The following is a 23,080-nucleotide window of genomic DNA, read 5'->3' on the forward strand; positions in this document are numbered from 1 at the left end:
CCACGATGGACTCGTGGTTTAAGTTATTGTATACAGGCTTAAAAAGTATTATGTGTAACTTCCGGTATCGTAAGGGTCGATTCCTTCTTCCATAAACTTCTTATAAATTGCATCATCCACGAGGCGATCTAATCTGTCAGTAATGAACTGAAGAAAGTCTCTTGTTGAGAGAATCCCGCTTGCTTTGCCGGTAGAATCTTTTACCAGAACATGACGGAAACCTTTTTCTTTGATTAAATTTACGCACTCACCTACTGAAGCACCTTCCTGAATAGAAATGGGATCTTTAGTCATAACATCGGATAATTTTGTCGCTGAAGGGTCCTTGCCTTCCGAAATTACACGGTTTAGAACATCTCTTTCAGTAAAAATTCCTACAATTTTTCCGGCCTCTTCCACCATTATTGAGCCGGTTTTATTCTCTGTCATTTTCTTACAGGCAGCAAAAACAGTATTTGAGGCCTGCTCGGAAAATACACCGGTCTTCATGATTTGTTTTACTATTGACATTTTTCCTTCCTTGAAATGGTTCAATATCCCAATCTGAAAGCCTAAATTTAATTTTCAAGGTCTTTTTGAATTCTAAAAAATTGTTCTATATCATAAATCAAAAGAGAATTTTTTTTCAAAAACCTTAATAGACAAAAAAAGCGCTTTTAGAAAGTTGGTAGCAGCAGGATTATCTGATGGTATTTTTACAAAGAACAAAACTTATCCTTTCAGCTTTCCTGTCTTTTATATTATTAGCTTATTCTTTTATTACTATAGATTCCTTAATGGCTTTTCACCTGGAAAGTTCTCTTGTATGTCGTTGTAACCATTCTTCTCCGGGGGAAAAGCATTCTGTACAAAAGATTCCCGGCGGTATTCGAGCCGGAACTTTTTCGGAACCTAAGAAATTCAAGAATTGCCATACTGCAAAGCAGGGAGAAGTTCATACCTGTTCCTGCAAAAAGGAAAAGCGAGAATATCTTATTCTACTTAAACAGTTTGCACCTATTCAAACGCTTACTTCTTTTTTTGTAATTCAATCGGAAACTTTGTATATCTATAAGCATAAACAGTATTTTGTTTCTGAGGAAATCAAGAAAGAAACCTTCAGGCCGCCCAGAACTATCATATAATTCTTTTTTACAATTTCAAACTTACAACTTTTAGGCAGCTACTTTTTTTATTAGCTGTCCCATATAAACTATATATTGGAGAATTATATGAAATACTTATGTACTTTATTACTTATATTCCTTTTATTAGGGAATTGTACTCAGACAAAAAAGGATGATTCAGGTAAAGAATCAGGTATGGCTTTATTAGCCCTAACTTCTGCAAATACAAATGCAAAACAAAATGTGAATATTACCTTTCAACTGAAGTTAAACGAAACAGAAATGAGTTGCGGTACCGATTCTTATATCCTCCCCGCAGGTCAGACTGTGAAATTGCGGGATATGCGGGTGTATCTCAGTTCCATAAGCCTTCTTAGCTCTGACGATAAAGAGGTTCCCTTGCAGCTCGATAATACGGATTTTCAGTATAACGGTGCTGAAGGACAGCTTGCTTTACTGGATTTTGCGGATAATACAGGTTCCTGCACGGGTTCTTCTTTTAATACCACTGCTGCAACCAATAGGACTCTCAGCGGAAAGGTGGCTGCGGGAGTATATACAGGAATTAAATTTACAATAGGCGTTCCAGAAAAACTAAACCACCTTGATAAGGACAAAACAACTACACCAACTTTATTACAGGATGGAAAAAATCCGGGAATGCAATGGAACTGGACTCTGGGTTACAAGTTTTTAAAGTTGGAACTACAGGCTTCCGACATGGCTCTTAACATGCACCTCGGTAGTACTTCCTGTTCGAGTGATTCTTCCGGGACTATCAGTTGTAAGAATGCTTATCGTTCTGAATTTTTGATTCAAGCGGGTAAAACTATTAATCTTTCAGAAACAAAGGTTTCTATACAACTGGAAAAACTTTTCACCACAGACAGTCTACCTCAAACAAGTTTTTCTTTAACGAAAGCTCTTTCCTGTATGCCAATCGGAACACCCACCGGTTCCAGTGGTACTGTAGCAGAATGTAGTCCTCTCATTAAAAATTTTGGTCTGGTTCCCGGAAATGCCAGTGGTGCTACTGCGAATACTCTTGATACTGCGGGTTCTGTGGACTCGAGTACTCGTGTAGAGCTATTTAAAATTCAATAGGTGAAGAATATGAAAATTATCTTATCTATTCTTCTTCTAAGTTCTTTATCATTTTGTAAGAAAAAGGAAGAGGATAAAAATTCTCTGTCCTTACTGCTCCTTCCCGGGGCAGTAAGTTCTTATAACTGGAATTTACCTTCCGGTTATCCACTTCCAAAAGTGCCGGAAAGTAACCTGATGACAGAAGCGAAAGTAAAACTGGGGAGATTCTTGTTTTATGATAAACGACTTTCCGGAAATGAAACAATGTCCTGTGCAAGTTGTCACTTACAAAAGCTGGCCTTTTCGGATGGTAAATCTCTTCCGCAGGGAATCACCGGTGTAAAGAATACGAAAAATTCGATAGCCCTTGTAAATGTGGCTTATAATGGTAGGCAAAATTGGGCGAATTCTCTTATCAAAACCCTTGAAGAACAGGCGGGAGTTCCTTTACAGGGAGTTAATCCGGTAGAACTTGGACTGGATGTGGGTGACGAGGAACTTAAGAAGAGGCTAATGAAATACGAAGCCTATGAGTCTATGTTCAAGCTTGCTTTTCCTGGTGAAACTGAGCCTATTACTTTAGATAATGTAAAAAAAGCGATAGCTGCGTTTCAACGTACACTTATATCTTCTGATTCCCCCTATGATCGTTATACATATAAGAATAACAAATTGGCACTGTCTGCTTCTGCCCTGAGGGGAATGGATGTGTTTAATGGAGAAGCTGCAGAATGTTTTCACTGCCATGGTGGGTTTAATTTTACCGACTCCTCTTCACATACAGCCACATCTGTTGAGACAAACCTTTATCATAGTAATGGTTTGTATAATATTAATGGTTCCTATCCTTCAGAGCAGAGAGGACTTATTGACCTCACGGGAATTGCAGAAGATATGGGGAAGTTTAAGGCACCAACTTTGAGAAACATCGCTCTTACTTACCCTTATATGCACGACGGAAGTATTATGTGCGATGATAGCCAAAATCCGGAAAAAATAGCAGGAAAGACTATGGATGATTGTGCTACGGATGCTCTCGGAAAGGTAATCGATCAGTATATGAATGGTGGAAACAATTCCACTTGCAGGCCTACTGATCCGAATTTTCCATGCAGAACAGATAATAACATTTCTACTGTAGATAAAACCCTTATTCGTAAATTTAGCCTGAGTTCAGGAGAGAAAGCGGATTTGATTAATTTCTTAAAAAGTTTAACGGATGAAACTTTCATCAGCAATCCGGCCTTTAGTGATCCCTTTGTAAACCAATGAAAAAAAGTGTGATATTATTTTCCTGCTTCTTCTTGCTTAGTTGTATGGGAGAAGTGGGAGATGCAAGAAAAGAAAAGGTGCTGTTATTTCAGAGAATTTTTGAGTATACCGGGAATCTGCCGTATACTCTGAGTTTTAGCTTTCGTTTTCAGGATGACAGTTCAGATGCAAATATAGATGAATTTTCCCTGTATAGTGGAGGAAACTTATATAACCTGAAAATATTAGAAGGAAGTTATATAGCGTTTGAGCAGGTAGAACTATTTTTAAGCTCCCAGGCCTTATTTTCCAAAAAAGAGCCTTTTTTACATGTCGAAGAAGGGGGAGGGGCTACAAGTCAGTCTATGCGTTATTCTTTTTCTTTGCCTGTTCAATATCCAAATTTTTTTAAAAGTAATGCTTCGGATGAAAAAGCTGTGTATCACATAGAGAAAACCGAAAAGAAAGAATTCAGAAGTCCTGCGCTTTTACAGTCCCTGCGTTTTCACTTCTCAGCTTCGTTTATTACTTTGAATATAAGCAATGCTTCTGCGCAGAAGAAAGTAAATTTGACTATATCGAAGACGGATATTGAAATCACAGATACTTGTGCGTATAATTTTAGAGCTTTACAGGATTATATTTTAGAATATAATTTGAAATATGCAAACCTGATGAAAGATACTGTTACTTTAGCCATACTGCAGAAAATTTTTGAAGATCCTTCTCTCGAGCTAAATATCAGTAGTACCTTAAATACTACATTGTACTATGCTATTTTACAAAACCTCTATTCGGGGTTTATTACAAAAGGAAAATGCAATTGAAGAAATGGATTTTTATTAGCCTATTATTAACCTCCAAATATATCTATGCTCATCATAGCGGACATTCAGGAACAGATAGAAACTTTAATATACAGTCTGCCGGAAAAACGGTGCTTCTGGATTCAAACTTTTATTTATTTTTGAATTCTGAAATGCAGAAGGGAAGTCGGGGAAATCGTGATGTTCTGACTTCGAGTTTTTTTCTTGAAGGTTTTTTTTATTCAGGAAGAATCTCCTTTAATTTGCAGGTTCCTCATCTTTACTATAATCAAAAAAATAAGGGAAATGCAGGGAGAATGGGAAAGGTATATGTAGGTTCCAAGTTTTTCTTTAGTGATAGGAAAACATCTTTATATTTTTTTTATATAGAAAACCGAGTTGGTTTTCCTTCAGGGGAAAATGTTGAGCGCTTTGCCGGTGGAAATTACTATCTTCTCGAAACCTCCTTAACTGCCGGGAAAAACTGGGAATTTATGGGCATCAGTGCTAATCTGGGGGGAATCTTTCCGGATAGAAAAGATTTGACAGTTGAATATAAAAATGAAGAATCTTATTTACCCTATTTTCTACAAAAGTCATACGAGCCTGAAAGGTCTGAATACTCTTTAAAAAAAGCGGGTTTTGCCAGCTTGTCATTGTCTTTTACTTTATTTTCCGGCCTCTTCTTCTATTCGGGTCTGATGCTTCGGACTCCGTATAATGGGACTGAGGTTTTAAAAGAAAAAGATTCGGATGATATATTATTTGCTTCCTATAAGAATCATACAGGGGATATTCTAAGTTCTATATATACTGAATTTATGAAGGACCTTGAAGTAAAAAAGAAAGATACCTTAAACTCCTTATATTACTCAGAGCCGAATAATTACACGATAAAAGATCCTTCCCTTTATCGAGAAGTGTTTGGAGGTATATATTATTCTATAAGTGAGAATGCAGGTTTTCAGATCTTTGCGCGTTATCCCCTGGAAAGAAGAAAACTTCACCGCTTATTTGATATAGCGTATGGCCTTGCGGTTCTATATCGTTTTTAATCTCGGTTTTTCTTATGGAAAGGGAAGTTTTACGTGTCTTATTAAATTTTTCTGGATAGAAAACAAAAAGCAGAAGATTTTTCATTCCAGACTTACATAAATAATAAAAACCGTGCCCTGCTCTCGGTTTTTAGTCGGCAATCAGTAAACCTGTTTTAATATCCTTTTTTGAGAGGTCTAAGGATGGCTTGACAAATATTTTGGATTCCTGAATATGATGCCATATCATGTCGGAATCAAATAAACCAGGTATCTTTCGTTTCTTAACAGACGAACGAAAAAATAGGATTCGAGAAGTTTTAGAAAAACGAAGCTCAGACCTTACGTTAGTCATGGAAAACATTAACGATCCGCATAATTTCTCTGCGGTTCTTCGCTCCTGTGATGCGGTAGGGATTCTACAAGTTTATCTTGTTTATCACAGCGGACAGAAATATCCGGCTCCGGGTCTGGGTAGCTCTGCCAGTGCGAAGAAGTGGATAGATATTCGTAAATTCTCCAGCATTCAAGAATGCTATGAAGTTCTGCGATCTGAAGGAAAGAAAATTTATACTACTCACATGTCCAAAGAATCTCAATCCCTGTATGATTTGGATCTTACAGGCCCTATAGCTCTTGTTTTTGGTAATGAACATACGGGTGTATCGGAAAGTGCCTACACTCTGTCCGATGGAAATTTTATTATCCCTCAGGTGGGTATGGTAAAAAGCTTAAACATTTCTGTTGCCTGCGCGGTTAGTTTATTTGAAGCATATCGACAGAGAAAAAATGCAGGTTTATATGATAAACCTCAACTGTCTGAAGAACGCATTCAAAAGTATATGCAGGATTGGTCAAATAGATAAGAGGTAAGTAATGAAAAAGTCTGAAGTATTTAATAAATATGCAAACTGCATTTCTCCCGCTAAAGCCGGTTTTTTTCTTCAATCCGGTCTGGATTTTGTATTTGGAAAGCGAGAGGGAGCTTTTATCTGGGATATGGAAGATAATAAGACACTTATAAACTGCCATTCCAATGGTGGGGTTTTTAATCTGGGTCATAGAAATCCTCTGGTTATTTCTGCTCTTGAGGAAGCCCTTAAAACATTGGATATTGGAAACCATCATTTTGTCAGTCAACAGAAGGCTAATCTGGCAGAAAAGTTGGCAACTCTCTGTCCCGGTGACTTAAACCACGTTATATTCGGTGTTAGTGGTGGTGAAGCTATAGACCTGGCTATAAAAATATCCAGAAAAGCAACAGGGCGAAAAAAGATTATTTGCATAGAAGGTGGATATCATGGCCACACAGGCTTAGCTCTTGCCGCCGGTGCTCCAAAGTTCAGTAAACCCTTTTTATCCGATTCTGAGGATTTTATAGCAGTTCCTTTTAATTCTCTGTCTGCTATGAATTCTGCATTCAGTAAAGATGTAGCGGCTGTAATCTTAGAACCCATACCGGCTACTGCGGGAATTTTGATTCCGGAGGAAACTTACCTTAAGGGAGTGAAAGAAATCTGTGAAGCCAATCACAGTCTTTTTATTGCCGATGAAGTCCAAACCGGTCTTGGAAGAACCGGAAAGTTCTGGTGTGTAGAATATGACAGCATTGTTCCTGATATTTTGGTTACAGGTAAAGGTTTAAGTGGTGGCATCTATCCCATTACTGCTACAATTCTCAGAGAAGGACTTCAATGGGTTTTTCAGGAAGACCCTTTTCTTCACATTTCTACTTTCGGTGGTGCAGATATTGGTTGTATCGTTGCTGAAAAGGTTTTAGAATTGTCTTCTGACTTGGTGTTTTTAGAAAATGTAAGAAGTATTTCAGAGTTTCTTCATAAAGGTCTAAGGAATCTAATACAAAAATATTCAAAGCTTATGCCTTCTTATCATGCAAAAGGAATGATGATGGGTTTAAAAATGGTAAGCCCTGAACTCGGACCTTTTATGAGTAAAGCCTGTTATGAAGCCGGACTTCTCTGCATTTACTCTGGAAATGATCCTTCGGTGGTTCAATTTTTACCTCCTTTAATTATAGATAAACAAATTGCTTCTGAAATTCTTCTGCGTCTTGATTCTGCTTTACAATTTTTGGGTAATTTTTTATCTCATAATCGGGTTTAAACCATGGAAGAATTTAAAATAGATCCAGCTTTCCTTTTAAGATTTGAAAACCAGCTAAACCCGGCATTCCCGGAAAAAAGTAGTATTCCTGTAAAAATTTTAGGTTATGGAGAAATTTCCAGTACTTTCAAAATCGAAGGAATTGATAATTATGCCTGTAAACGGATGCCACCTTTTTCTTCTTCGACAGATATTGAAGCATACTGTAACTGCATAAACGAGTATTGTGAGCATTTAAGAAATGCCGGGGTAAAAGTACTTCCCTATAAGTTAATTAGTTTTCAAAATAAAGATGCTGAATGGATAGTATATATTGTTCAACCTTTACTGAAACTGGAATTAATTGGTAATACATTATTTCATAATTTACGTGATGATGAACTTAAAGTGGTATATGAAAAGCTTTTAAAGAATCTTCAGTCTCTTTATGTGTATAATTCCTTACATGAAGAGCAGATTCAATTAGGTCTGGATGGACAAATCTCAAACTGGTATTTTCCGGAAGATAATTCTATGCCCCTGTATTTTGATATCAGCACTCCTCTCTATAGAAAAAATAATAAGGAACAGTTGAATGTTGAAGTTTTTTTAAAAAGTATGCCCTCTTTAATTGCTTTAGCTGCCAAATATTTTTTCTTACAGGATGTTTTAGACAGATATTATGATCTTCGCATGGTCATAATTGATATTTTAGGAAATTTATATAAGGAAGGTTTGCAAGAAAAAATTCCAAATCTTTTGTCTTTGAGTAATGATTTTTTCCTTTCCTTACCCTCAAATTTTCAGGTTCTTCCACTTGTAAAAAAAGAAGTTCACGATTACTATAAAGAAGATAAATTCATCTGGGGATTCTTATTGTTTTTTAGAAAAGTGGATCGTTTTATCAGTACGAAAATTTTAAGAAAACAATATAACTTCATACTTCCGGGTAAAATAAAACGTTAAAGTCCATAGGTTTTCTCTATGGACTTAAGCAATTCTTAGCCTTCCTGTAACTGTTTTCTCAAGACTTTCTTATCAAATTTACCAACACTGGTTTTGGGTATAGACTCAATGAAGTGAATGTCAGATATTTTAGGTAATTGCCAGTGAGCAAAATGAGGACTTAGATGATCGTAAACTTCTTTTGCACTTAGCTTTCCTTTTTCCGTCTCCTGCACAACCACAAACAATACAGGTGCTTCTCCCCTTACATCATCTGCTCTACCGACTACGGTTGCCTCTAAGACTGAAGGATGAGACATCGCTAAATTTTCCATCTCTACACTGGATAACCACTCGCCTCGGGTCTTAATTAAATCTTTCACCCGGTCTGTTATTTGCATGTAACCCATAGGATCAATAGAAGCTACATCACCCGTGCGAAACCAGCCATCTTCTGTAAAAGCTTGCCTGGCACTTTCCGAATCATTATTGAAATAAGAACTGACTACCCAGGGGCCGCGAATTAAAAGTTCTCCGCTGGCTTTACCATCTCTCACAACATCATTTCCCTTATCATCGACTATTCTCAATTCCACCATGGGTGCCGGAAGTCCCTGTTTTGCTTTGTAACTGAATCGTTCTTCTTCCGGAAGAGCAGCAATTTGTGGAAGTAGATTGCATACCGTGCCTACAGGTGAGGTTTCTGTCATGCCCCAGGCGTGTAAAATAGATAGACCGAAATCTTTTTGAAAGCCACGGATTAAGGCCTCAGGAACAGCAGAACCTCCTACTACAATACTTTTTAAGCTTGACACATCGTGCTTCTCTTTCTTGAGGTGGTGGTATAATAAATTCCAGATGGTCGGAACACCGGCAGCTATAGTAACTTTTTCCTGTTCGATTAGTTCGGCAATGGGTTTGCCCAGAAGGCCGGGACCGGGGAATACAGGTTTGGCCCCGGAAAGGCAGCAGGCAAAGGGAATACCCCAGGCATTCACGTGAAACATCGGAACTACCGGCAAAACGGCATCTCTTGCACCTATGCCCAGGGTATCTGTCATACAAATTCCTACTGCGTGTAAAAACATAGAACGGTGGGAGTATAAAGCTCCTTTCGGTTCCCCGGTTGTACCGGAAGTGTAGCAAAGACCTGCTGCAGTATTTTCATCGAGTTCTATGAAGGACTCTGTTTCATCGGCCTGATTTATTAGATTTTCATAATCAAGAGAAGTTTTAAACTGTATATCCGGTTCTGCTGCTTTATCATCCATGATGATGTAGTTTTCAACTGTTTTGAAGGTATCCTGTAAAGCAGCTAAGGGTTTAACTAAAGACTTATCTACGAAGATGAACTTATCTTCTGCATGGTTTACGATGTAGGTCAAAGATTCCGGAAATAATTTAATATTCAATGTATGAAGAACAGCACCCAGGGCAGGAACTGCAAAATAGATTTCCATGTGCCTGTAGTTATTCCAGGCAAAAGTTGCTACTCGATCTCCGGGTTTTACTCCAAGAGTTCTCAGGGCATTCATTAATCTGAGTACCCTTTTATAAAAATCCTTATATGTATAACGGTGTATGCTTCCATCAGCCAGACGGCTTACAATTTCCTGTGAAGGGAATACCGTATTCGCTCTGGTTAACATCTTATCGAGGGTTAAAGAATAATTCATCATTAAGCCATTCATTTTGTTCTCCTTAATCTAACCTGTTGTTATGTGCTTTTTTCTGTCAAGTTCAGTTTACTCTTTCAAGAATGATTGTAGACGACTTTCATAAGAAAAAAGTTGATTTGCATGAAATAAATAGATATTTTTCTTACGTAAATACTGGTTTTGAGAAGATATGTCCTGGTATAACTTTTCTCTTCCTCTTAAAATTCCATCTTTTAATTCTAAAAAAGAAGTTTTTATTGCAGAACTTTTAAAATGTTCAAAAAGTTTATCCATCTTCTCTTGAAATCCCCTTACCACAAATTCTCTTTGCAATTGTTTGGAAAATCTTAGATATAATTCATAAAACTCTAATTCTTGAACTCCCTTTCTTACCTGTTCGGTAAACAGTAAGTAGGAAAAAAGATTAGAGGGGTTGATTACAAAAAGAGAGCCAAGTCGTTCTTTTACAAGCTCTAAGAATTCTCTTTCTGCAAGTCCTTCCGGAAATTCTTCCAGTTTTCTTAAATGGATATATAAATTTGGCTTTTTATGACTTAGGAAATCATAAGTGAAATTTATAAACAAATAGCGTCTGAAACCGGATTGATAAAGTGAAAAAATTCCTTTTTGTATACGATTTAACCAACCATTAAAAGAAAATCTTCCTTCCGGAAAAGCGAATAGGGTTCTTCCTCCCTGCATATTCTTTAGCAGAGTATCCCAGTTTTCTTTGACCGTATCACGAAGAAGTCCTTCTTTTAAAAGTTTTCTTGCATCGTCTCTGAAAGGACGCTTTATAGGTACAGCACCCAGATAACGAAATAGAGAAGGAATCAGCTGGGTTTTGTCTATCATCTGTAATATACTTGTTTTCCAATTCTTCTTTTTATAATATTTTACTAAGAAATTTTCTTCGAGTATATCCTGCCTGGCCGGGAAAGTAAATCTGGCTTCGGTATGAATTTTCCGATAGGCAACAGTTAAAGAAAGCACATCATGAGCTGTTACATGATTCGCAATACAACTACTGGGGTAAGGCACTTCTATGAATTTATGTTCAGCAGGAAGAATACAGTCAACTTTGTGGAATATAAATCTATGAAAATAGGAAATAAAGTATAACGTAAAATGGTAAACAAATGAGTTCCTTTCGATTTTTTCGACTACCTGATTGCTAAATTCTGGCTGCATATATCTTCCTGTGTAGTATATTCTTATCAAACCACAAAAAGGTGGTAATATAACTACCACCTTTTTTTATTTGTATTATCCTGTTTTTTTCACGTATAACTCACTACCTTTTTGGGAAAACTCTTTCGACTTCTCTTCCATTCCTTCCTCAATGGCTGAATTAAGCTCCAGGCCTTTCTTTTTGGCATATTCCCTGATTTCTCCGGTAATCTTCATGGAACAAAAATGCGGACCGCACATGGAACAAAAATGTGCTTCTTTCATTCTTTCACCGGGTAAAGTTTCATCATGAAATTCTCTTGCTGTTTCAGGGTCTAAGGACAGATTAAACTGGTCTTCCCATCGAAACTCAAACCTGGCCTTACTCAAGAGGTCATCTCTTTCTTTGGCTCCGGGATGACCTTTGGCAAGGTCTGCTGCATGAGCAGCTATTTTGTAAGTAACAATTCCGTCTTTTACGTCGTTCTTTCCGGGAAGACCTAGATGTTCTTTCGGGGTTACGTAGCAGAGCATGGCGGTTCCAAACCAGCCTATCATGGCAGCACCTATTGCAGATGTAATGTGGTCATATCCGGGGGCAATGTCGGTTACAAGAGGTCCGAGTGTATAAAAAGGAGCTTCCTTACAAATTTCTAACTGCTTATCCATATTTTCTTTAATGAGATGCATCGGAACATGTCCCGGTCCCTCTATCATCACCTGTACATCTTCTTCGTAGGCAATTTTAGATAATTCTCCTAAGGTTTCTAATTCTGCAAATTGGGCTTCATCATTAGCATCTGCAATAGAACCCGGTCGCAGACCATCTCCGAGTGAAAAGGAAATATCATATTTTTTCATAAGCTTACAGATCTCACGAAAATTTGTATAAAGAAAGTTTTCTTTATGATGAGCTAAGCACCACCTTGCAAGAATTGAGCCACCCCTTGAAACGATCCCGGTAAGTCTTTTAGAAGTTAGTGGAATATAGCGAAGTAAAACACCTGCGTGAATGGTAAAATAGTCAACTCCCTGTTTTGCTTGCTCTTCGAGGGTCTCCATGAATAAGTCAAAAGTAAGCTCTTCTGCCTTGCCATGAACTTTTTCGAGGGCCTGGTAAATCGGAACCGTTCCAACCGGGACCGGTGAATTTCGTATTATCCACTCCCGAGTTTCGTGTATATTTTTTCCAGTCGATAAATCCATTATGGTGTCAGCTCCGTAATGAATGGCCAGTCTAAGCTTCTCTACCTCTTCTTCAATGGAGGATGCCATAATAGAATTTCCTATATTAGCATTTATTTTAACAAGAAAATTTCTTCCGATGATCATAGGTTCTAATTCTGTATGATTTATGTTAGCCGGAATGATAGCTCTACCTCTTGCTACTTCAGAAAGAACAAATTCCGGCTTTAAACCTTCGCGAAGAGCCACAAACTGCATTTCTTCTGTTAGCTCTCCTTTTTTGGCGTAATACAGTTGAGTCGGATTTTGAATTCCACTCTGCAAACGTTTGGCTAACCAGTCTTTTCTACGTTTTGGAATTCCTTCTCTCGGGTCAAAACCCTGCGGACCTCTTGTATCATACAATTCAATAGAACTTCCATCGCTTAGGTTTACTTTTCTTGTGGGAATGGTATGTCCATCAATACTGAATTTATCTTGCAAAATATTCCTGACTGCCAGGGTTTCTTCAATTTGAAATGAATTATTATTGGTTGATTCTTGCATAATACTTCCTTTGTATCTTGCCCCGGGAGTTAAAAATAAAGAACATTTGAGTGTTCCGTTTTCCTACGCTGGCATTATCCAGATCAGGTTATCGGGGTCTTTCTCAGGGTCAATCCCACCCCCAACGGCATAATTCAGCATACAAAACGCTAAATAAAGGTCAATAGCAATTTTAGCTTTACCTATCTTTACTTGTAATTAAATACGTTCTTAAATTGCTATGAAATATTTATTATCCCACTATTCCCTGATTCTCTTTCTGACTGCCTTCCTACAATCCTGTTTTACTACTGTAGGTTTTCATAGAAAAGGAGTTCTTGAGAAAATAAATTTTGGAAAACCGGAAATTTTGCAAGTCTGCTTTCTTACCGAAGAAGGAATTACAGATGAGGATATTAAGGATCTTCAGCAGGCCTGGCAGGAAGAATTAAAACTTTATAATATTGAGTTAAAAATCTCCGGGGTAAGGAGATTTGAAAGGTTAAGTTTCTGGGGAGGAGGGGTTCTTGGGAAACTACCCGGTCTTACAAAAGTTGATGAAACTTGCCATCGCTACATATATCTTGTTGGACGGACCTATGGAGATTTAGCTTTTGAAGTATTTACTCTGGGAATTTTTGCTATTAGTGGTTTAAAATTTGAAACCTATGGTGCTGTAGAAGGCTATACCCAGACTCGGGGATATATTAAAGCCAAATATTCATCTCTTCTTCAACTTCTTTTTACAAGCCCCGAATCAACTCTCGTTCACGAAGGTTATCATTTGCTTGGTTGCGGCCACCAGCTTTTTCTTGATGATTGTTATATAAAAATAAAAAGAGCTAAGCTATTAAGAAAAAATGTAGAAAGCAAATCGAGTTTTTTACCTGTCATTACAGTGGATGAACAAATCATATTATCTCCGGAAGATGCGAATTATTAAAAATGCATTAAAAGTGGGCACAATCCTCATCATGGACTGTGCCCGGTGGAAAACAGGAATCGAACCTGTGACACCCGGCGAGGCAGGCCGGTACTCTACCTACTGAGCTATCTCCACATGGGTCCATTAGCTTTCAAACAGACATTAGCCGTGAAGCCGGAATGATCACGGCGTTCGACCTTTGAACTACCTGTTATGTGCAGGGGAAGATTCGAACTCCCAGTTCCGTGCGGCTTCAAAAAAAGATAGTCCATTTCAAAACAAAACCCTGTGATAAACCTTCGGGTAATAACCTGAAGGGAAGCATTGTCAGAACCTCCCGTATATCAACCTGAAGATAAGGATAAAGATAAACCTCTTACCCTTAAGATTCATGATTACACTTATCTATCTTTTATCAAGCTTTTATTGGTTTTAGTAAAAAACGTACGAGCCCTTCTGCAATTTTTTTCTCTTTGTTTACAGCTACTTCGTTGGCCCTCGAGCGTGCCTGTTTTACAGCTTCTATGAGTATATCAATTTGCTCAAGTAATTCTGCTTTTTGTCCTAAAGAAAGCATACCGGTCCAATCGTAAGAACGAATTTCTCCAACCGGTTCATCCACTTCTACAATGTCTACCTGCGCCGGATGTTCTTTGGTTGCTTCTACCATCACTTTATATTTTCGAGTTTTTTGCTTACGGATGGTTATCACCGGTTCGGCTCTCAGAACATTTTTCTTGTCTGCACCTGGATCTATACTCCAGATTCGAACCGGGTCAAAGCAGGGAATTTCCCTATAAACCGCCCGAATTTCTTTTAAACGTTTCTCTAACTGAAGAAGGAATGTGGCGGGAACCTCTTTGGCAATAAGTTCATCTTTAACAATCAGATCTGCGCGGGCCAGTGTATTGGCCTCATCTATTTGATAGGACAGATCAATGGCCCGACTGATTTCTGAAAAAGTTTTTTCTAACTCTTCATGCACGGTAGTAACCAGTTGAGTCTGGGCTTCGAGTCTTTCACCCGCACTTTCACCTTTTTCTTCATCTACCGCGAAAGGTCGAAAGGTTCGCTTCATCCCGGTAAAGTGACTTTGTTTTGTACGGAACATTTCTACGAGCTGGTTTCTTGCTCTTTCTGAATTACCTTTTAAATCCTGTTCTACTGCCAGTACTTCATGAAGTAAGGGCTGTTTTTTATCTGCCATACGAAGAAATTATGCTCCTATAAAATTTAAGCAAGCGATTTTTCATAAAGTCTTTTATCGTTTCGAAATAGACTTCTTTCCAATACAAAAACTCGCTTTACAAATTCCGAATAGTTATAGTTTATTGAACCCATGCTTAAAATAGCCTACGGAGAAGCCAGTTTTGACAATTTAAGAAGGGATGGATCTATCTATGTAGATAAAACCCATTTTATTCCTATAGTGGAAAGAAACAAAAAGTTTTTTTTTATACGTCCTCGAAGGATGGGAAAAAGCCTCTGGATAAGTGTCTTGCAGGCCTATTATGACCTGGCCAAAAAAGAACAATTTGATATTCTATTTTCCGGTCTTTATATACAGAAAAATCCTACCGAACTGAAAAACTCTTACCTTGTCTTTAAGCTGGATTTTTCCGGGATTAATACAAAAACAGAAGAATCTCTTAGACTGGATTTCGATTATCGAGTAAGAAGAACTGCGGAAGATTTTCTTTATGTTTACAGGAATATATACGGTGATGCTTATAAACGATTGGAAACAGAAGATAAAAATTTTACAGCAGCCAACGTAGTAAACTTTCTTAAGGGTGAATCTATCCGTGTAAAAGAGAGGATCTATGTTTTCATAGATGAATATGACCATTTTGCGAATAAGTTAGCCGCGGAAGGACGGGAATCTTTTATTCGAACGATCATGGCAGAAGCGGGCTTTGTAAGAGAATTTTACGAACAGCTAAAGATCGCAAGCGGAGAAGGAGTGGTTGAGAGATTTTTTATCACGGGAGTTTCTCCCATCATGTTAGATGAGCTTTCGAGTGGCTTTAATATCACGAGCGATATGAGTACAGATTCAAGATTTAATGAAATGATAGGTTTTACAAGAGAGGAAGTAAGGGGACTGCTGGATAAAGTCGAGATAGATAAGTTTAAACAAAAATCCAAAGAGGAAGTCTTAAACGATCTGATCGTATTATACGATGGATATAAATTTAGTGAAGGAGTAAAGGAAAGACTCTTTAACTCGGATATGGTGCTTTATTTTTTGGAACGATTTTCAGCAACCGGCTACCCTCAGGACTTACTCGATGAAAATGTAAAAACCGATTACAATAAATTACGGGGACTGATTATAGGAGCATCGGGTAAAGAGAAACTTCAGACTATCCTTGAAGAGATTAATTTAAAAAATACTCTGGAATTGAGCCTTGTGAAACGATTTAATTTTGAACAACGATTTAGTGATAACGAGTTAAAATCTCTTTTATTTTATCTTGGGCTTCTGACTTTTGGAGATGGATTTAACCAATTTGTAATTCCGAACCAGGTGATTCGAACCCTGTATTGGGAGTATTTACGACGTTTTCTGGAAGAAAGTCAGAGTATCGAATTTGAACTCGGTCCCTTGAATAAAGCTCTTCGTGAGATGGCGGAAGTCGGTAAGACAGAAGCGTTGAAGGAACTGGCTATAGAATTTTTCTCGAATAAACTATCTAACTATGACTACAGCGGACTTTCAGAAAAGCATGTGAAGTTTTTATTTGTATCTTATTTTACCTTGAGTAAAATATATAATATTATCTCGGAGAGAGAACTTCCGGGAAGAAAACGAATCGACCTTCTCTACGAAGCTCATCCTGCCTATTATGAGTATGTAAAGTATAACTTTATTATAGAATTTAAGTATATTCGAAAAACCGATAGTAAGAAAGAAATAGAAGATAAGAGAAAGGAAGTCATTTCACAGGCGAAAGAAAACTACGAGATTTATAAAGCTAACTTCAAGCTCTTTGGTCGAGAGCTTCGCTCTATAGCCATGCTGGTTTTTCACAGCAGGGAAGTAGAAATAATCGAAGTCGCCGGATTTTAATAAAGGCTCTTGCCAGCTTTTCCTAAAAAAATAAATTGGTCTTTAAGCTATGGAAAATAAAACTACAGACGTTGCAGTAATCATGGGTTCGGCTTCCGATTGGCCGGTGATGAAAGAGGCCTGCCTTATCTTAAAAGAATTTGGTGTAAGTTTTGTTAAGAAGATTGTTTCAGCACACAGGTCTCCAGATTTAATGTACAGTTTTGCGAAAGGGGCAAGAGAAAAGGGCATTAAGGTGATAATTGCCGGGGCAGGAGGAGCAGCCCATCTTCCCGGAATGGTAGCCTCACTTTGTACCCTTCCTGTTCTCGGAGTCCCGGTTCCCTCAAAACATTTATCCGGTCAGGATAGCCTCTATTCTATTGTCCAAATGCCCGGGGGAATTCCGGTTGGAACCCTGGCTATAGGAGCAGCCGGGGCTAAAAATGCCGGTCTTTTAGCTGTTCGTATATTATCAAATAGTAATGTAGTACTTTCAGAAAAACTAAGTTCCTATGCGAAGCAACTTTGTGACGAAGCCTTGAGTCGGGAAGGAGAACTTGTACTATGATTTTACCTGCTGCGAGACTCGGTCTCATGGGAAGCGGACAATTAGGCCGCATGTTCACCCAGGTAGCAGAACAGAACGGTTATAGGGTTGCCTGTTATTCCCCCGAAACCAACTCTCCAGCTTCTAAAATGGGAGCCAGAGAATATGTAGCTTCCTATGAAGATGAAAAATCTTTAAGTATATTCTTATCCGAAATCGATGCTCTCACATTTGAGTTTGAAAATATTCCAAAAACTGCATTAAATCTCATTAAAAAGTTTCGTGATAAAGGACTTCGGGTTTGTCCTTCTCCAGAAGCTATAGAAATTGCCCAGGATAGAAGCCGGGAAAAAGCTTTTTTTAATGAACACGGTATGCCGACTACGGCCTTTTATCCCATCCGTGGAATCGAAGATTTTTATGAAATTATAGATAAGATTCAATATCCGGTGATTATTAAAGTGAATCAATTTGGTTATGATGGAAAAGGTCAGAAAAAAATTCATAATGTAGAAGAAGCCGAGGAATGGATCCGTTCCATGAAAGGAAGCTCTCTTATTATTGAAGAAGTGGTAGAATTCGAAAAAGAACTCTCTATTATTATTGCAGGTTTTGAGGGAGGAGAAATTTACTATTATCTACCCTCTGAGAATATTCATAAAAATCATATTCTTGATTTTACGATTAATCCGGCAAAAATTTCTAATTCCATTCAAAGGCAATGTGTTGAATATTCTACAAAACTTATACACTCCCTGCATTATGTAGGTGTGCTGGGACTTGAATTCTTTCTTTCCGGTGAAGAAGTGCTTTGTAATGAATTTGCTCCGAGACCCCATAACTCCGGACATTTTACTCAGGATGCCTGTAATCTTTCCCAATTTGATCTGCAACTCAGGGCCTTATGTAATCTACCTATGCCGGAAGAACTGGTTTCCCGTCCCTGCATCATGAAAAATATTATGGGTGAAGATATGGAAACGTTGCCGAAGGCGATGCAAAATTACTTTCAAACAACAGGTTACTCACTTCATTTATACGGAAAAGAAGAAGCCAGAAAAGGAAGGAAAATGGGGCATTGGAATTATACGGGAAAGCTCAATTACAGAGAAGCCTTCCCGTATTAGAAAATTAATAGGTATGAACATCTCCCATTCGTAAAACACCTTTAAATTCTCCCTCTTCCACTTCGGGTTCTTCGAGATAATGATAGAGGTAGCATTTCTTTTTTACAGTTGTATCTGCAAGACGAATGTCGTCAATATGAGAATGTACTCCTGATTTAAAACCGGTTTCACAATCCTGGTAAATGACGTCTGCACGCTTATAGAAGCCGGACATATTCGGGGGCATCATCCAGAGGGTGTCAGTTGGAAATAAGATGTTTTTACCATCGGAGCTACGGAAGCGAAGACCGTAAGAAGGCATAAGAGTTGTTCCGGCCAAAACGTGGGTACTCATTACCGTATCCACTTCCCAGGTTCTATTTCCGTCTTCAAAAGTATAGTTAAAGTTACTCTTCATCACCTGAACGTCAAAGTAAGTTTCCAGGCTTACAATTTGGACTCCCTGTAAAGTTTTTAAGCCGGGTGCTGCTGCCTGCCAGACTTCATCGAGAACAGTCTTGTGCCCCCAGAGGGAAGGCTTGCAGTTATCCGGAATGGGTTCTGCATCAAAAAGTCTGTCAGCTACCGAGTCCATACTTCCATCGGAGTTCTTTAACCAGGCAACTTTGTCTTTATTCCAAAAAGGGTTGAACACAGTGGACAGGGCAATTCCTTCAACACCACCGATGTGGTCAGCGTGAGGGTGACTGCAATACCAGGCATCGATGTCTCCCATCTTTAGTCCCCGGTAAGCGAGGGCATGGCGTATATCTGAACCAAAATCAATCACAAAGCGATAAACGTCTTCTCGAATTTTTCCCCTGGCATCAAACTCAATTAAGAAGTTAGACTGCCATTTGGGTTTGTAAAAACCATTCTCATCATAAGTGCCTGTGGCAAAGGCACTATTTACACCGAGGGCTATAACTCTCATATTTTTCTCCCTTTTCTCCTTAGTAAAATGTTGGAGAGGATATTCGTCAAATGAAAAACTTTTTTTACCGGTAAATTACAGAGAAGGAGCAGTTAAACTATTTTGAAATTGTATATTAATACTATCCAATTTAGTTTTACTCAGGTCATCCCATACTCCGGCACCTGTAGTTCCGATAGTTCCAAAGAGTTTATCTACCCTTGAAACCTGCGGATAGGTAGCCGGAACAGAGGCAGGTATAACCTCATCATTAATGAAACCACTATTCTCAAAGAGTCCGTAGTTTCTGCTTATTAATCCGCAAAGTTGTGCATTGGTATTATCAATAGCACTATCCATTAAACTTAATTTGGCGGTAGCCTCTTTTTTTTCGGTAGTTAAAAATTGACTGTAGGCTAAAGAATAGTATTTTGTGCTGCTTCCACAATTTGGAAAAATAGAAGCATTATGTGGAAAGCGAACTACAGATTTAAAACAAAGAATGGTATCATTGTCCATTTTTTCAAGAACTACGCGACCTTTATCTGCTCCTGAGTAAAATTGTTGAGCTCCTGACCAGCTAATAGTTTGCTTTTGAGACTGAATGGTATTTCCGAGGTAAGAGGAATCCTGCTTTGACACATAGGTTTCGCAGAGAAGACTATCCGGAAAACTTATCGGATCAATTATATTCAAATTATATAATAAAAGAATTCCCTTATCTGTTAACACATCCGCACTATCAAAGAACATTTCTAAGGCTTTGGTCTTACTGGATTGTCTCCACATTTCAAAAACGTGCTTATAGGTTTTAGTACCGGTAAAAGCAGAAGAACTAACTGTAATATTTGCATTGACCGTCAACTTGATAATAAACAAATCGCCCTTTGGTGTTTGTATAACCTTTTCTATATTCGTTCCGGTATTTAATAAATTATACTGCTTGATAGGGCCTAAAATAGCTTCAATCGTATCCGAATTATTATTGGCCCAGAGAGCAGACTGACGAACAAAAGCCCATTCGTTTTCTTTAGCACTGGCACTTGAGGCAATTCCCAGCTTCTTCATGAGTTTTCTGAAATAGAACTTCTTGGGAGAATTATAACTTGAAATCTGGCTCTTTAGGGGAACTCCATCAGGAATTTTAATAGTTAGACCTGTCGCTGTTGTGTTAGTTGCCTGGGTTGGATTTGCAGAAGAGCTTAGAACGAGAACCGTTCCGGCTTTGACGAGTTCGTTTTGTTTATCGTCTTCTTTCTTGCATTGCAAGAACAGGAAAAGAGTCAGGGATACTAGAAGTAAGGGAAGTTTTTTAGGCATATTTATACTCACGCTCATGGAAATATTTCTAAGCAAAAGAATAGATACAGAAAAGATTTTAGTCAAGAATAAATTTCCTGAAAAATCTTAGTTTTGAATTCTTGTTGTAAATAATTCTGGCAGAGCTGTGTATCTGTTTAATTCTTCAAGTATTTCTTAGTGCCACTGGACTTTTTCGAAACTGGCATTTTGAAGTCCGGCTCTGTTTAGTACCTGTGTATCGAGAATACTTCCATTAAAGTTGGCGTATTTGAAACTTCTCTCTGAAAATGATTTTTTCCTATTTGACAGCAGGTTCTGATTAGATAAATCGAGGCGGGGGAATAGAAAGGAACGCTCATCGGAACTCCGGTAGGAAAGTATGGGATGAAAAATCCTGAAAGTTTTATCAAGGGAATGAATCACAGGTTTTTCGTTTGTATCCATTCGAAAAATAGAGAAACTGAGGTAATAGTTATAAACAGAAAATAAAAGAATAAAAATATATAGGGGAGAAAATATAAATTTTTTTGAATATTTCCATAATATTATAGTTTTATACAAAAAGGTTTGTTCCTGCAAATCGACTTCATCGAGAGAGCAGATAAAACGAAAGATAAGAGCAATATCCAGAAAAAAAAGAATGAAATGAGAAGAGCTGAGACAAAGATCCTGATACCTCGAAAAAGAAACCTGTAGATATAGTAAGATAAGCGGAGGAAGAATTGTTGTCAGGGCATAAAAAAGGTTTCTATGGAACCTGTTTCCAAATACTTCCTGCTTATCAAGTTGAGTCGGCTTTAGAGAACGAAGATAATAAACATGTTCAATAAAAAAAAGAAAAGGAATAATTTGAAAAAAGGAAATTAAATTTATTCGGAAAGAGAGTAGGGGAAGCTGCATTTCCTCCTCAAAAAAAAGCATTCTATCCGTTATCGTTCCGAGAGTAAAAAAAATATATAAGATAAAACTGATGTGCAGAGCATTACTGTATTTGCTTTTTGATTGCAGGTTGAGGTTCATATATTTAGGATTTACAAAGATTGCAGGAAATACAAGAGTTTTTCCCTCTCCGTTTTAGGGAGATTCATAAAGGTTTCTTTACTTTTTTGTGCTTCTCCTCCATGCCAGAGAATCGCTTCCTGGATTCCTCTCGCTCTTCCGTCGTGCAATAGTTCGGAATGCTGGCTCACTTCGAGGTAAAGCCCGATTCCCCAGAGGGGAGAGGTTCTCCATTCCTTAGCTTTCGCTTCTCCATCTTCATAGCCATCAGCTAAATCATCTCCCATCTCGTGTAAGAGTAAATCAGTATAGGGTCGAATTTTTTGCTTCGAAAGTTCCGGAAAATCTTTATCTTCAATTGTTGTGAATTTCGGCTTATGACAACTATCACAGGATAGTTGTTTAAATATGTGTTTGCCTTCTTTAAATTCTTCTCTTTCCACGTTTCTCGCGGCTGGAACGGCAACCAGCATAGTATAATATAATAAATCTTTAAACATATTCGGATCAATTTCAGGCCCGAAACTCTGAGCTTTCTTGCAGTCTCTTTGCTTCTCGGTACAATTCTGGTAAGGAATGAGTCTTGAGGTAATTCCCATGTCCTCGTGTAAAGCTAAAGCTATAAGCTGTTCTATATCAGGCTGGTTAGCTTTCCAACCAAATCGTCCTATCTTTACCTGTTTTGTCTTTAAATGAAAGACCCGGTTTAATCTACCTGAAATTCCATCTTTATTTTTATCCTCCGGATCAGCGATTGTCTGTAACTCAGCTTCAGAAATAAGACTTAAAAGACCCATACCGTATATCACCGGGGCCACCCTCGGAGAAAAGTCTAGGTCCACAGGGGGTTTATGTGCCCATCTCGAAAAAGAATATATCGGTTTTCTTAAGCTAAATGTTTCTCCATCTGGAAAGCTTCCTTTTATTTCTTCGAACCTGAGATCTGCTACAGCTTCCGGAGAAACTTCAGGAATGGATTTATCCTGCAATTGTAAGCCATATAAGGAATTATCTTTGGTTTTAATTTTAAAAATCAGGGAATGAAAAATAGTTTCCGATTCATAGCGGTTGCGTCCTCTTCCCCCTAAAAAATGACAGCCGTTACAGGAATTTGAATTGTGCAAAGGGCCGAGACCCTGAAAAGGACTTATGCCATCATTAGACCAGAGCGCTTTAAAAATCTGGTTGCCCCTGTTAAAGCTGAGAACCTTTTCCTGTTCTTTTATATTGGAGGCTATTTTATTAAAAGCATTAAGAGATCTATCAAATACCGTCGTTTCTCCACCGGAATAAGCTTCGTGTAAGTTTTCCGTGCAGGAAACTATAAAAACTATTAGTAAAAGTAAGAGATAGCGCATGTTTCT

Annotated in this window: 21 protein-coding genes, 1 tRNA gene and 1 riboswitch; of the genes, 12 read left to right on the forward strand and 10 right to left on the reverse strand. The window is 38.0% G+C overall.

Annotated elements, in window-relative coordinates; translation table 11 throughout:
• Positions 1–48 precede the first annotated feature (48 nt).
• Complete coding sequence (locus tag H7A25_09045; protein ID MCP5500036.1) at positions 49–510, reverse strand: CBS domain-containing protein; 462 nt, start codon at positions 508–510, stop codon at positions 49–51.
• Positions 511–686: 176 nt separating this feature from the next.
• Here H7A25_09045 and H7A25_09050 point away from each other — a divergent pair, with 176 nt between their 5' ends.
• From H7A25_09050 to H7A25_09085, 8 genes are all read left to right on the forward strand, one after another.
• Positions 687–1,124 (forward strand): hypothetical protein, encoded by a 438-nt coding sequence (locus H7A25_09050; protein MCP5500037.1) that lies wholly within the window; start codon positions 687–689, stop codon positions 1,122–1,124.
• Positions 1,125–1,211: 87 nt separating this feature from the next.
• Complete coding sequence (locus H7A25_09055; GenBank protein ID MCP5500038.1) at positions 1,212–2,210, forward strand: metallo-mystery pair system four-Cys motif protein; 999 nt, start codon at positions 1,212–1,214, stop codon at positions 2,208–2,210.
• Positions 2,211–2,219: 9 nt separating this feature from the next.
• A complete protein-coding gene (locus tag H7A25_09060; protein ID MCP5500039.1) occupies positions 2,220–3,464 on the forward strand; it encodes a di-heme enzyme in 1,245 nt (414 codons plus the stop codon).
• A gap of 8 nt (positions 3,465–3,472) precedes the next feature.
• Positions 3,473–4,270 (forward strand): hypothetical protein, encoded by a 798-nt coding sequence (locus H7A25_09065; GenBank protein ID MCP5500040.1) that lies wholly within the window; start codon positions 3,473–3,475, stop codon positions 4,268–4,270.
• Positions 4,267–5,304, forward strand: coding sequence for a hypothetical protein (locus H7A25_09070; GenBank protein MCP5500041.1), 1,038 nt, complete (start codon positions 4,267–4,269; stop codon positions 5,302–5,304). The genes H7A25_09065 and H7A25_09070 overlap by 4 nt, the downstream gene beginning before the upstream one ends.
• Positions 5,305–5,531: 227 nt before the next feature.
• Positions 5,532–6,149 (forward strand): RNA methyltransferase, encoded by a 618-nt coding sequence (locus H7A25_09075; protein ID MCP5500042.1) that lies wholly within the window; start codon positions 5,532–5,534, stop codon positions 6,147–6,149.
• A gap of 10 nt (positions 6,150–6,159) precedes the next feature.
• A complete protein-coding gene (locus H7A25_09080) occupies positions 6,160–7,407 on the forward strand; it encodes an aspartate aminotransferase family protein (GenBank protein MCP5500043.1) in 1,248 nt (415 codons plus the stop codon).
• A gap of 3 nt (positions 7,408–7,410) precedes the next feature.
• Entirely contained in the window at positions 7,411–8,352 is a 942-nt protein-coding gene (locus tag H7A25_09085) for a hypothetical protein (GenBank protein ID MCP5500044.1), read from the forward strand.
• Positions 8,353–8,387: 35 nt separating this feature from the next.
• On the opposite strand, the gene H7A25_09090 is transcribed toward H7A25_09085, so the two are convergent.
• The 3 genes from H7A25_09090 to thiC form a co-directional block, all read right to left on the reverse strand.
• Entirely contained in the window at positions 8,388–10,022 is a 1,635-nt protein-coding gene (locus H7A25_09090) for a long-chain fatty acid--CoA ligase (GenBank protein MCP5500045.1), read from the reverse strand.
• Positions 10,023–10,076: 54 nt separating this feature from the next.
• Positions 10,077–11,180 carry a 1-acyl-sn-glycerol-3-phosphate acyltransferase gene (locus H7A25_09095; GenBank protein ID MCP5500046.1) on the reverse strand — a complete coding sequence of 368 codons (1,104 nt, stop codon included), beginning with the start codon at positions 11,178–11,180 and terminating at the stop codon, positions 10,077–10,079.
• A 75-nt stretch (positions 11,181–11,255) separates the two neighbouring features.
• A complete protein-coding gene (gene thiC, locus H7A25_09100; protein MCP5500047.1) occupies positions 11,256–12,890 on the reverse strand; it encodes a phosphomethylpyrimidine synthase ThiC in 1,635 nt (544 codons plus the stop codon).
• A gap of 43 nt (positions 12,891–12,933) precedes the next feature.
• Positions 12,934–13,023, reverse strand: a riboswitch (TPP riboswitch).
• 87 nt (positions 13,024–13,110) lie between these two features.
• On the opposite strand from thiC, the gene H7A25_09105 reads away from it, so the two are divergent.
• Positions 13,111–13,812: a hypothetical protein gene (locus H7A25_09105; protein ID MCP5500048.1), complete on the forward strand. Its 702-nt coding sequence runs from the start codon at positions 13,111–13,113 to the stop codon at positions 13,810–13,812.
• A gap of 44 nt (positions 13,813–13,856) precedes the next feature.
• Here the strand turns inward: H7A25_09105 and H7A25_09110 are convergent.
• Together H7A25_09110 and H7A25_09115 are read right to left on the reverse strand one after the other, a co-directional pair.
• A tRNA-Gly gene (locus tag H7A25_09110) sits at positions 13,857–13,929 on the reverse strand.
• Between the two features lie 280 nt (positions 13,930–14,209).
• Positions 14,210–15,001, reverse strand: a complete 792-nt coding sequence (locus tag H7A25_09115; GenBank protein MCP5500049.1) for a hypothetical protein — start codon at positions 14,999–15,001, stop codon at positions 14,210–14,212.
• 132 nt (positions 15,002–15,133) lie between these two features.
• Between H7A25_09115 and H7A25_09120 the strand changes: the two genes are divergently transcribed.
• The 3 genes from H7A25_09120 (at position 15,134) to H7A25_09130 (ending at position 18,523) form a co-directional block, all read left to right on the forward strand.
• Complete coding sequence (locus H7A25_09120; protein ID MCP5500050.1) at positions 15,134–16,867, forward strand: AAA family ATPase; 1,734 nt, start codon at positions 15,134–15,136, stop codon at positions 16,865–16,867.
• A gap of 82 nt (positions 16,868–16,949) precedes the next feature.
• On the forward strand, positions 16,950–17,417 hold the full coding sequence (gene purE, locus H7A25_09125) for a 5-(carboxyamino)imidazole ribonucleotide mutase (protein ID MCP5500051.1): 468 nt from the start codon (positions 16,950–16,952) through the stop codon (positions 17,415–17,417).
• Positions 17,414–18,523, forward strand: coding sequence for a 5-(carboxyamino)imidazole ribonucleotide synthase (locus tag H7A25_09130; protein ID MCP5500052.1), 1,110 nt, complete (start codon positions 17,414–17,416; stop codon positions 18,521–18,523). Before purE ends, H7A25_09130 begins: the two co-directional genes overlap by 4 nt.
• A 4-nt stretch (positions 18,524–18,527) precedes the next feature.
• On the opposite strand, the gene H7A25_09135 is transcribed toward H7A25_09130, so the two are convergent.
• The 4 genes from H7A25_09135 to H7A25_09150 all read right to left on the reverse strand — a co-directional run bounded on the left by H7A25_09135 (position 18,528) and on the right by H7A25_09150 (position 23,074).
• Complete coding sequence (locus H7A25_09135) at positions 18,528–19,436, reverse strand: MBL fold metallo-hydrolase (GenBank protein MCP5500053.1); 909 nt, start codon at positions 19,434–19,436, stop codon at positions 18,528–18,530.
• A gap of 75 nt (positions 19,437–19,511) precedes the next feature.
• On the reverse strand, positions 19,512–20,801 hold the full coding sequence (locus tag H7A25_09140) for a hypothetical protein (protein MCP5500054.1): 1,290 nt from the start codon (positions 20,799–20,801) through the stop codon (positions 19,512–19,514).
• A 90-nt stretch (positions 20,802–20,891) separates the two neighbouring features.
• On the reverse strand, positions 20,892–21,737 hold the full coding sequence (locus tag H7A25_09145) for a hypothetical protein (protein ID MCP5500055.1): 846 nt from the start codon (positions 21,735–21,737) through the stop codon (positions 20,892–20,894).
• A gap of 11 nt (positions 21,738–21,748) precedes the next feature.
• A complete protein-coding gene (locus tag H7A25_09150; protein ID MCP5500056.1) occupies positions 21,749–23,074 on the reverse strand; it encodes a thiol oxidoreductase in 1,326 nt (441 codons plus the stop codon).
• Between the last annotated feature and the right edge of the window lie 6 nt (positions 23,075–23,080).

This window comes from Leptospiraceae bacterium (genome assembly GCA_024233835.1).
Lineage (GTDB): Bacteria > Spirochaetota > Leptospiria > Leptospirales > Leptospiraceae > JACKPC01.

Coding starts and splice junctions, on each gene's coding strand:
- H7A25_09045 (MCP5500036.1), bottom strand. CDS start 510: ATGTCAATAGTAAAACAAATCATGAAGACCGGTGTATTTTCCGAGCAG.
- H7A25_09050 (MCP5500037.1), top strand. CDS start 687: ATGGTATTTTTACAAAGAACAAAACTTATCCTTTCAGCTTTCCTGTCT.
- H7A25_09055 (MCP5500038.1), top strand. CDS start 1,212: ATGAAATACTTATGTACTTTATTACTTATATTCCTTTTATTAGGGAAT.
- H7A25_09060 (MCP5500039.1), top strand. CDS start 2,220: ATGAAAATTATCTTATCTATTCTTCTTCTAAGTTCTTTATCATTTTGT.
- H7A25_09075 (MCP5500042.1), top strand. CDS start 5,532: ATGTCGGAATCAAATAAACCAGGTATCTTTCGTTTCTTAACAGACGAA.
- H7A25_09080 (MCP5500043.1), top strand. CDS start 6,160: ATGAAAAAGTCTGAAGTATTTAATAAATATGCAAACTGCATTTCTCCC.
- H7A25_09085 (MCP5500044.1), top strand. CDS start 7,411: ATGGAAGAATTTAAAATAGATCCAGCTTTCCTTTTAAGATTTGAAAAC.
- H7A25_09090 (MCP5500045.1), bottom strand. CDS start 10,022: ATGAATGGCTTAATGATGAATTATTCTTTAACCCTCGATAAGATGTTA.
- H7A25_09095 (MCP5500046.1), bottom strand. CDS start 11,180: ATGCAGCCAGAATTTAGCAATCAGGTAGTCGAAAAAATCGAAAGGAAC.
- thiC (MCP5500047.1), bottom strand. CDS start 12,890: ATGCAAGAATCAACCAATAATAATTCATTTCAAATTGAAGAAACCCTG.
- H7A25_09105 (MCP5500048.1), top strand. CDS start 13,111: ATGAAATATTTATTATCCCACTATTCCCTGATTCTCTTTCTGACTGCC.
- H7A25_09115 (MCP5500049.1), bottom strand. CDS start 15,001: ATGGCAGATAAAAAACAGCCCTTACTTCATGAAGTACTGGCAGTAGAA.
- H7A25_09120 (MCP5500050.1), top strand. CDS start 15,134: ATGCTTAAAATAGCCTACGGAGAAGCCAGTTTTGACAATTTAAGAAGG.
- purE (MCP5500051.1), top strand. CDS start 16,950: ATGGGTTCGGCTTCCGATTGGCCGGTGATGAAAGAGGCCTGCCTTATC.
- H7A25_09130 (MCP5500052.1), top strand. CDS start 17,414: ATGATTTTACCTGCTGCGAGACTCGGTCTCATGGGAAGCGGACAATTA.
- H7A25_09135 (MCP5500053.1), bottom strand. CDS start 19,436: ATGAGAGTTATAGCCCTCGGTGTAAATAGTGCCTTTGCCACAGGCACT.
- H7A25_09145 (MCP5500055.1), bottom strand. CDS start 21,737: ATGAACCTCAACCTGCAATCAAAAAGCAAATACAGTAATGCTCTGCAC.
- H7A25_09150 (MCP5500056.1), bottom strand. CDS start 23,074: ATGCGCTATCTCTTACTTTTACTAATAGTTTTTATAGTTTCCTGCACG.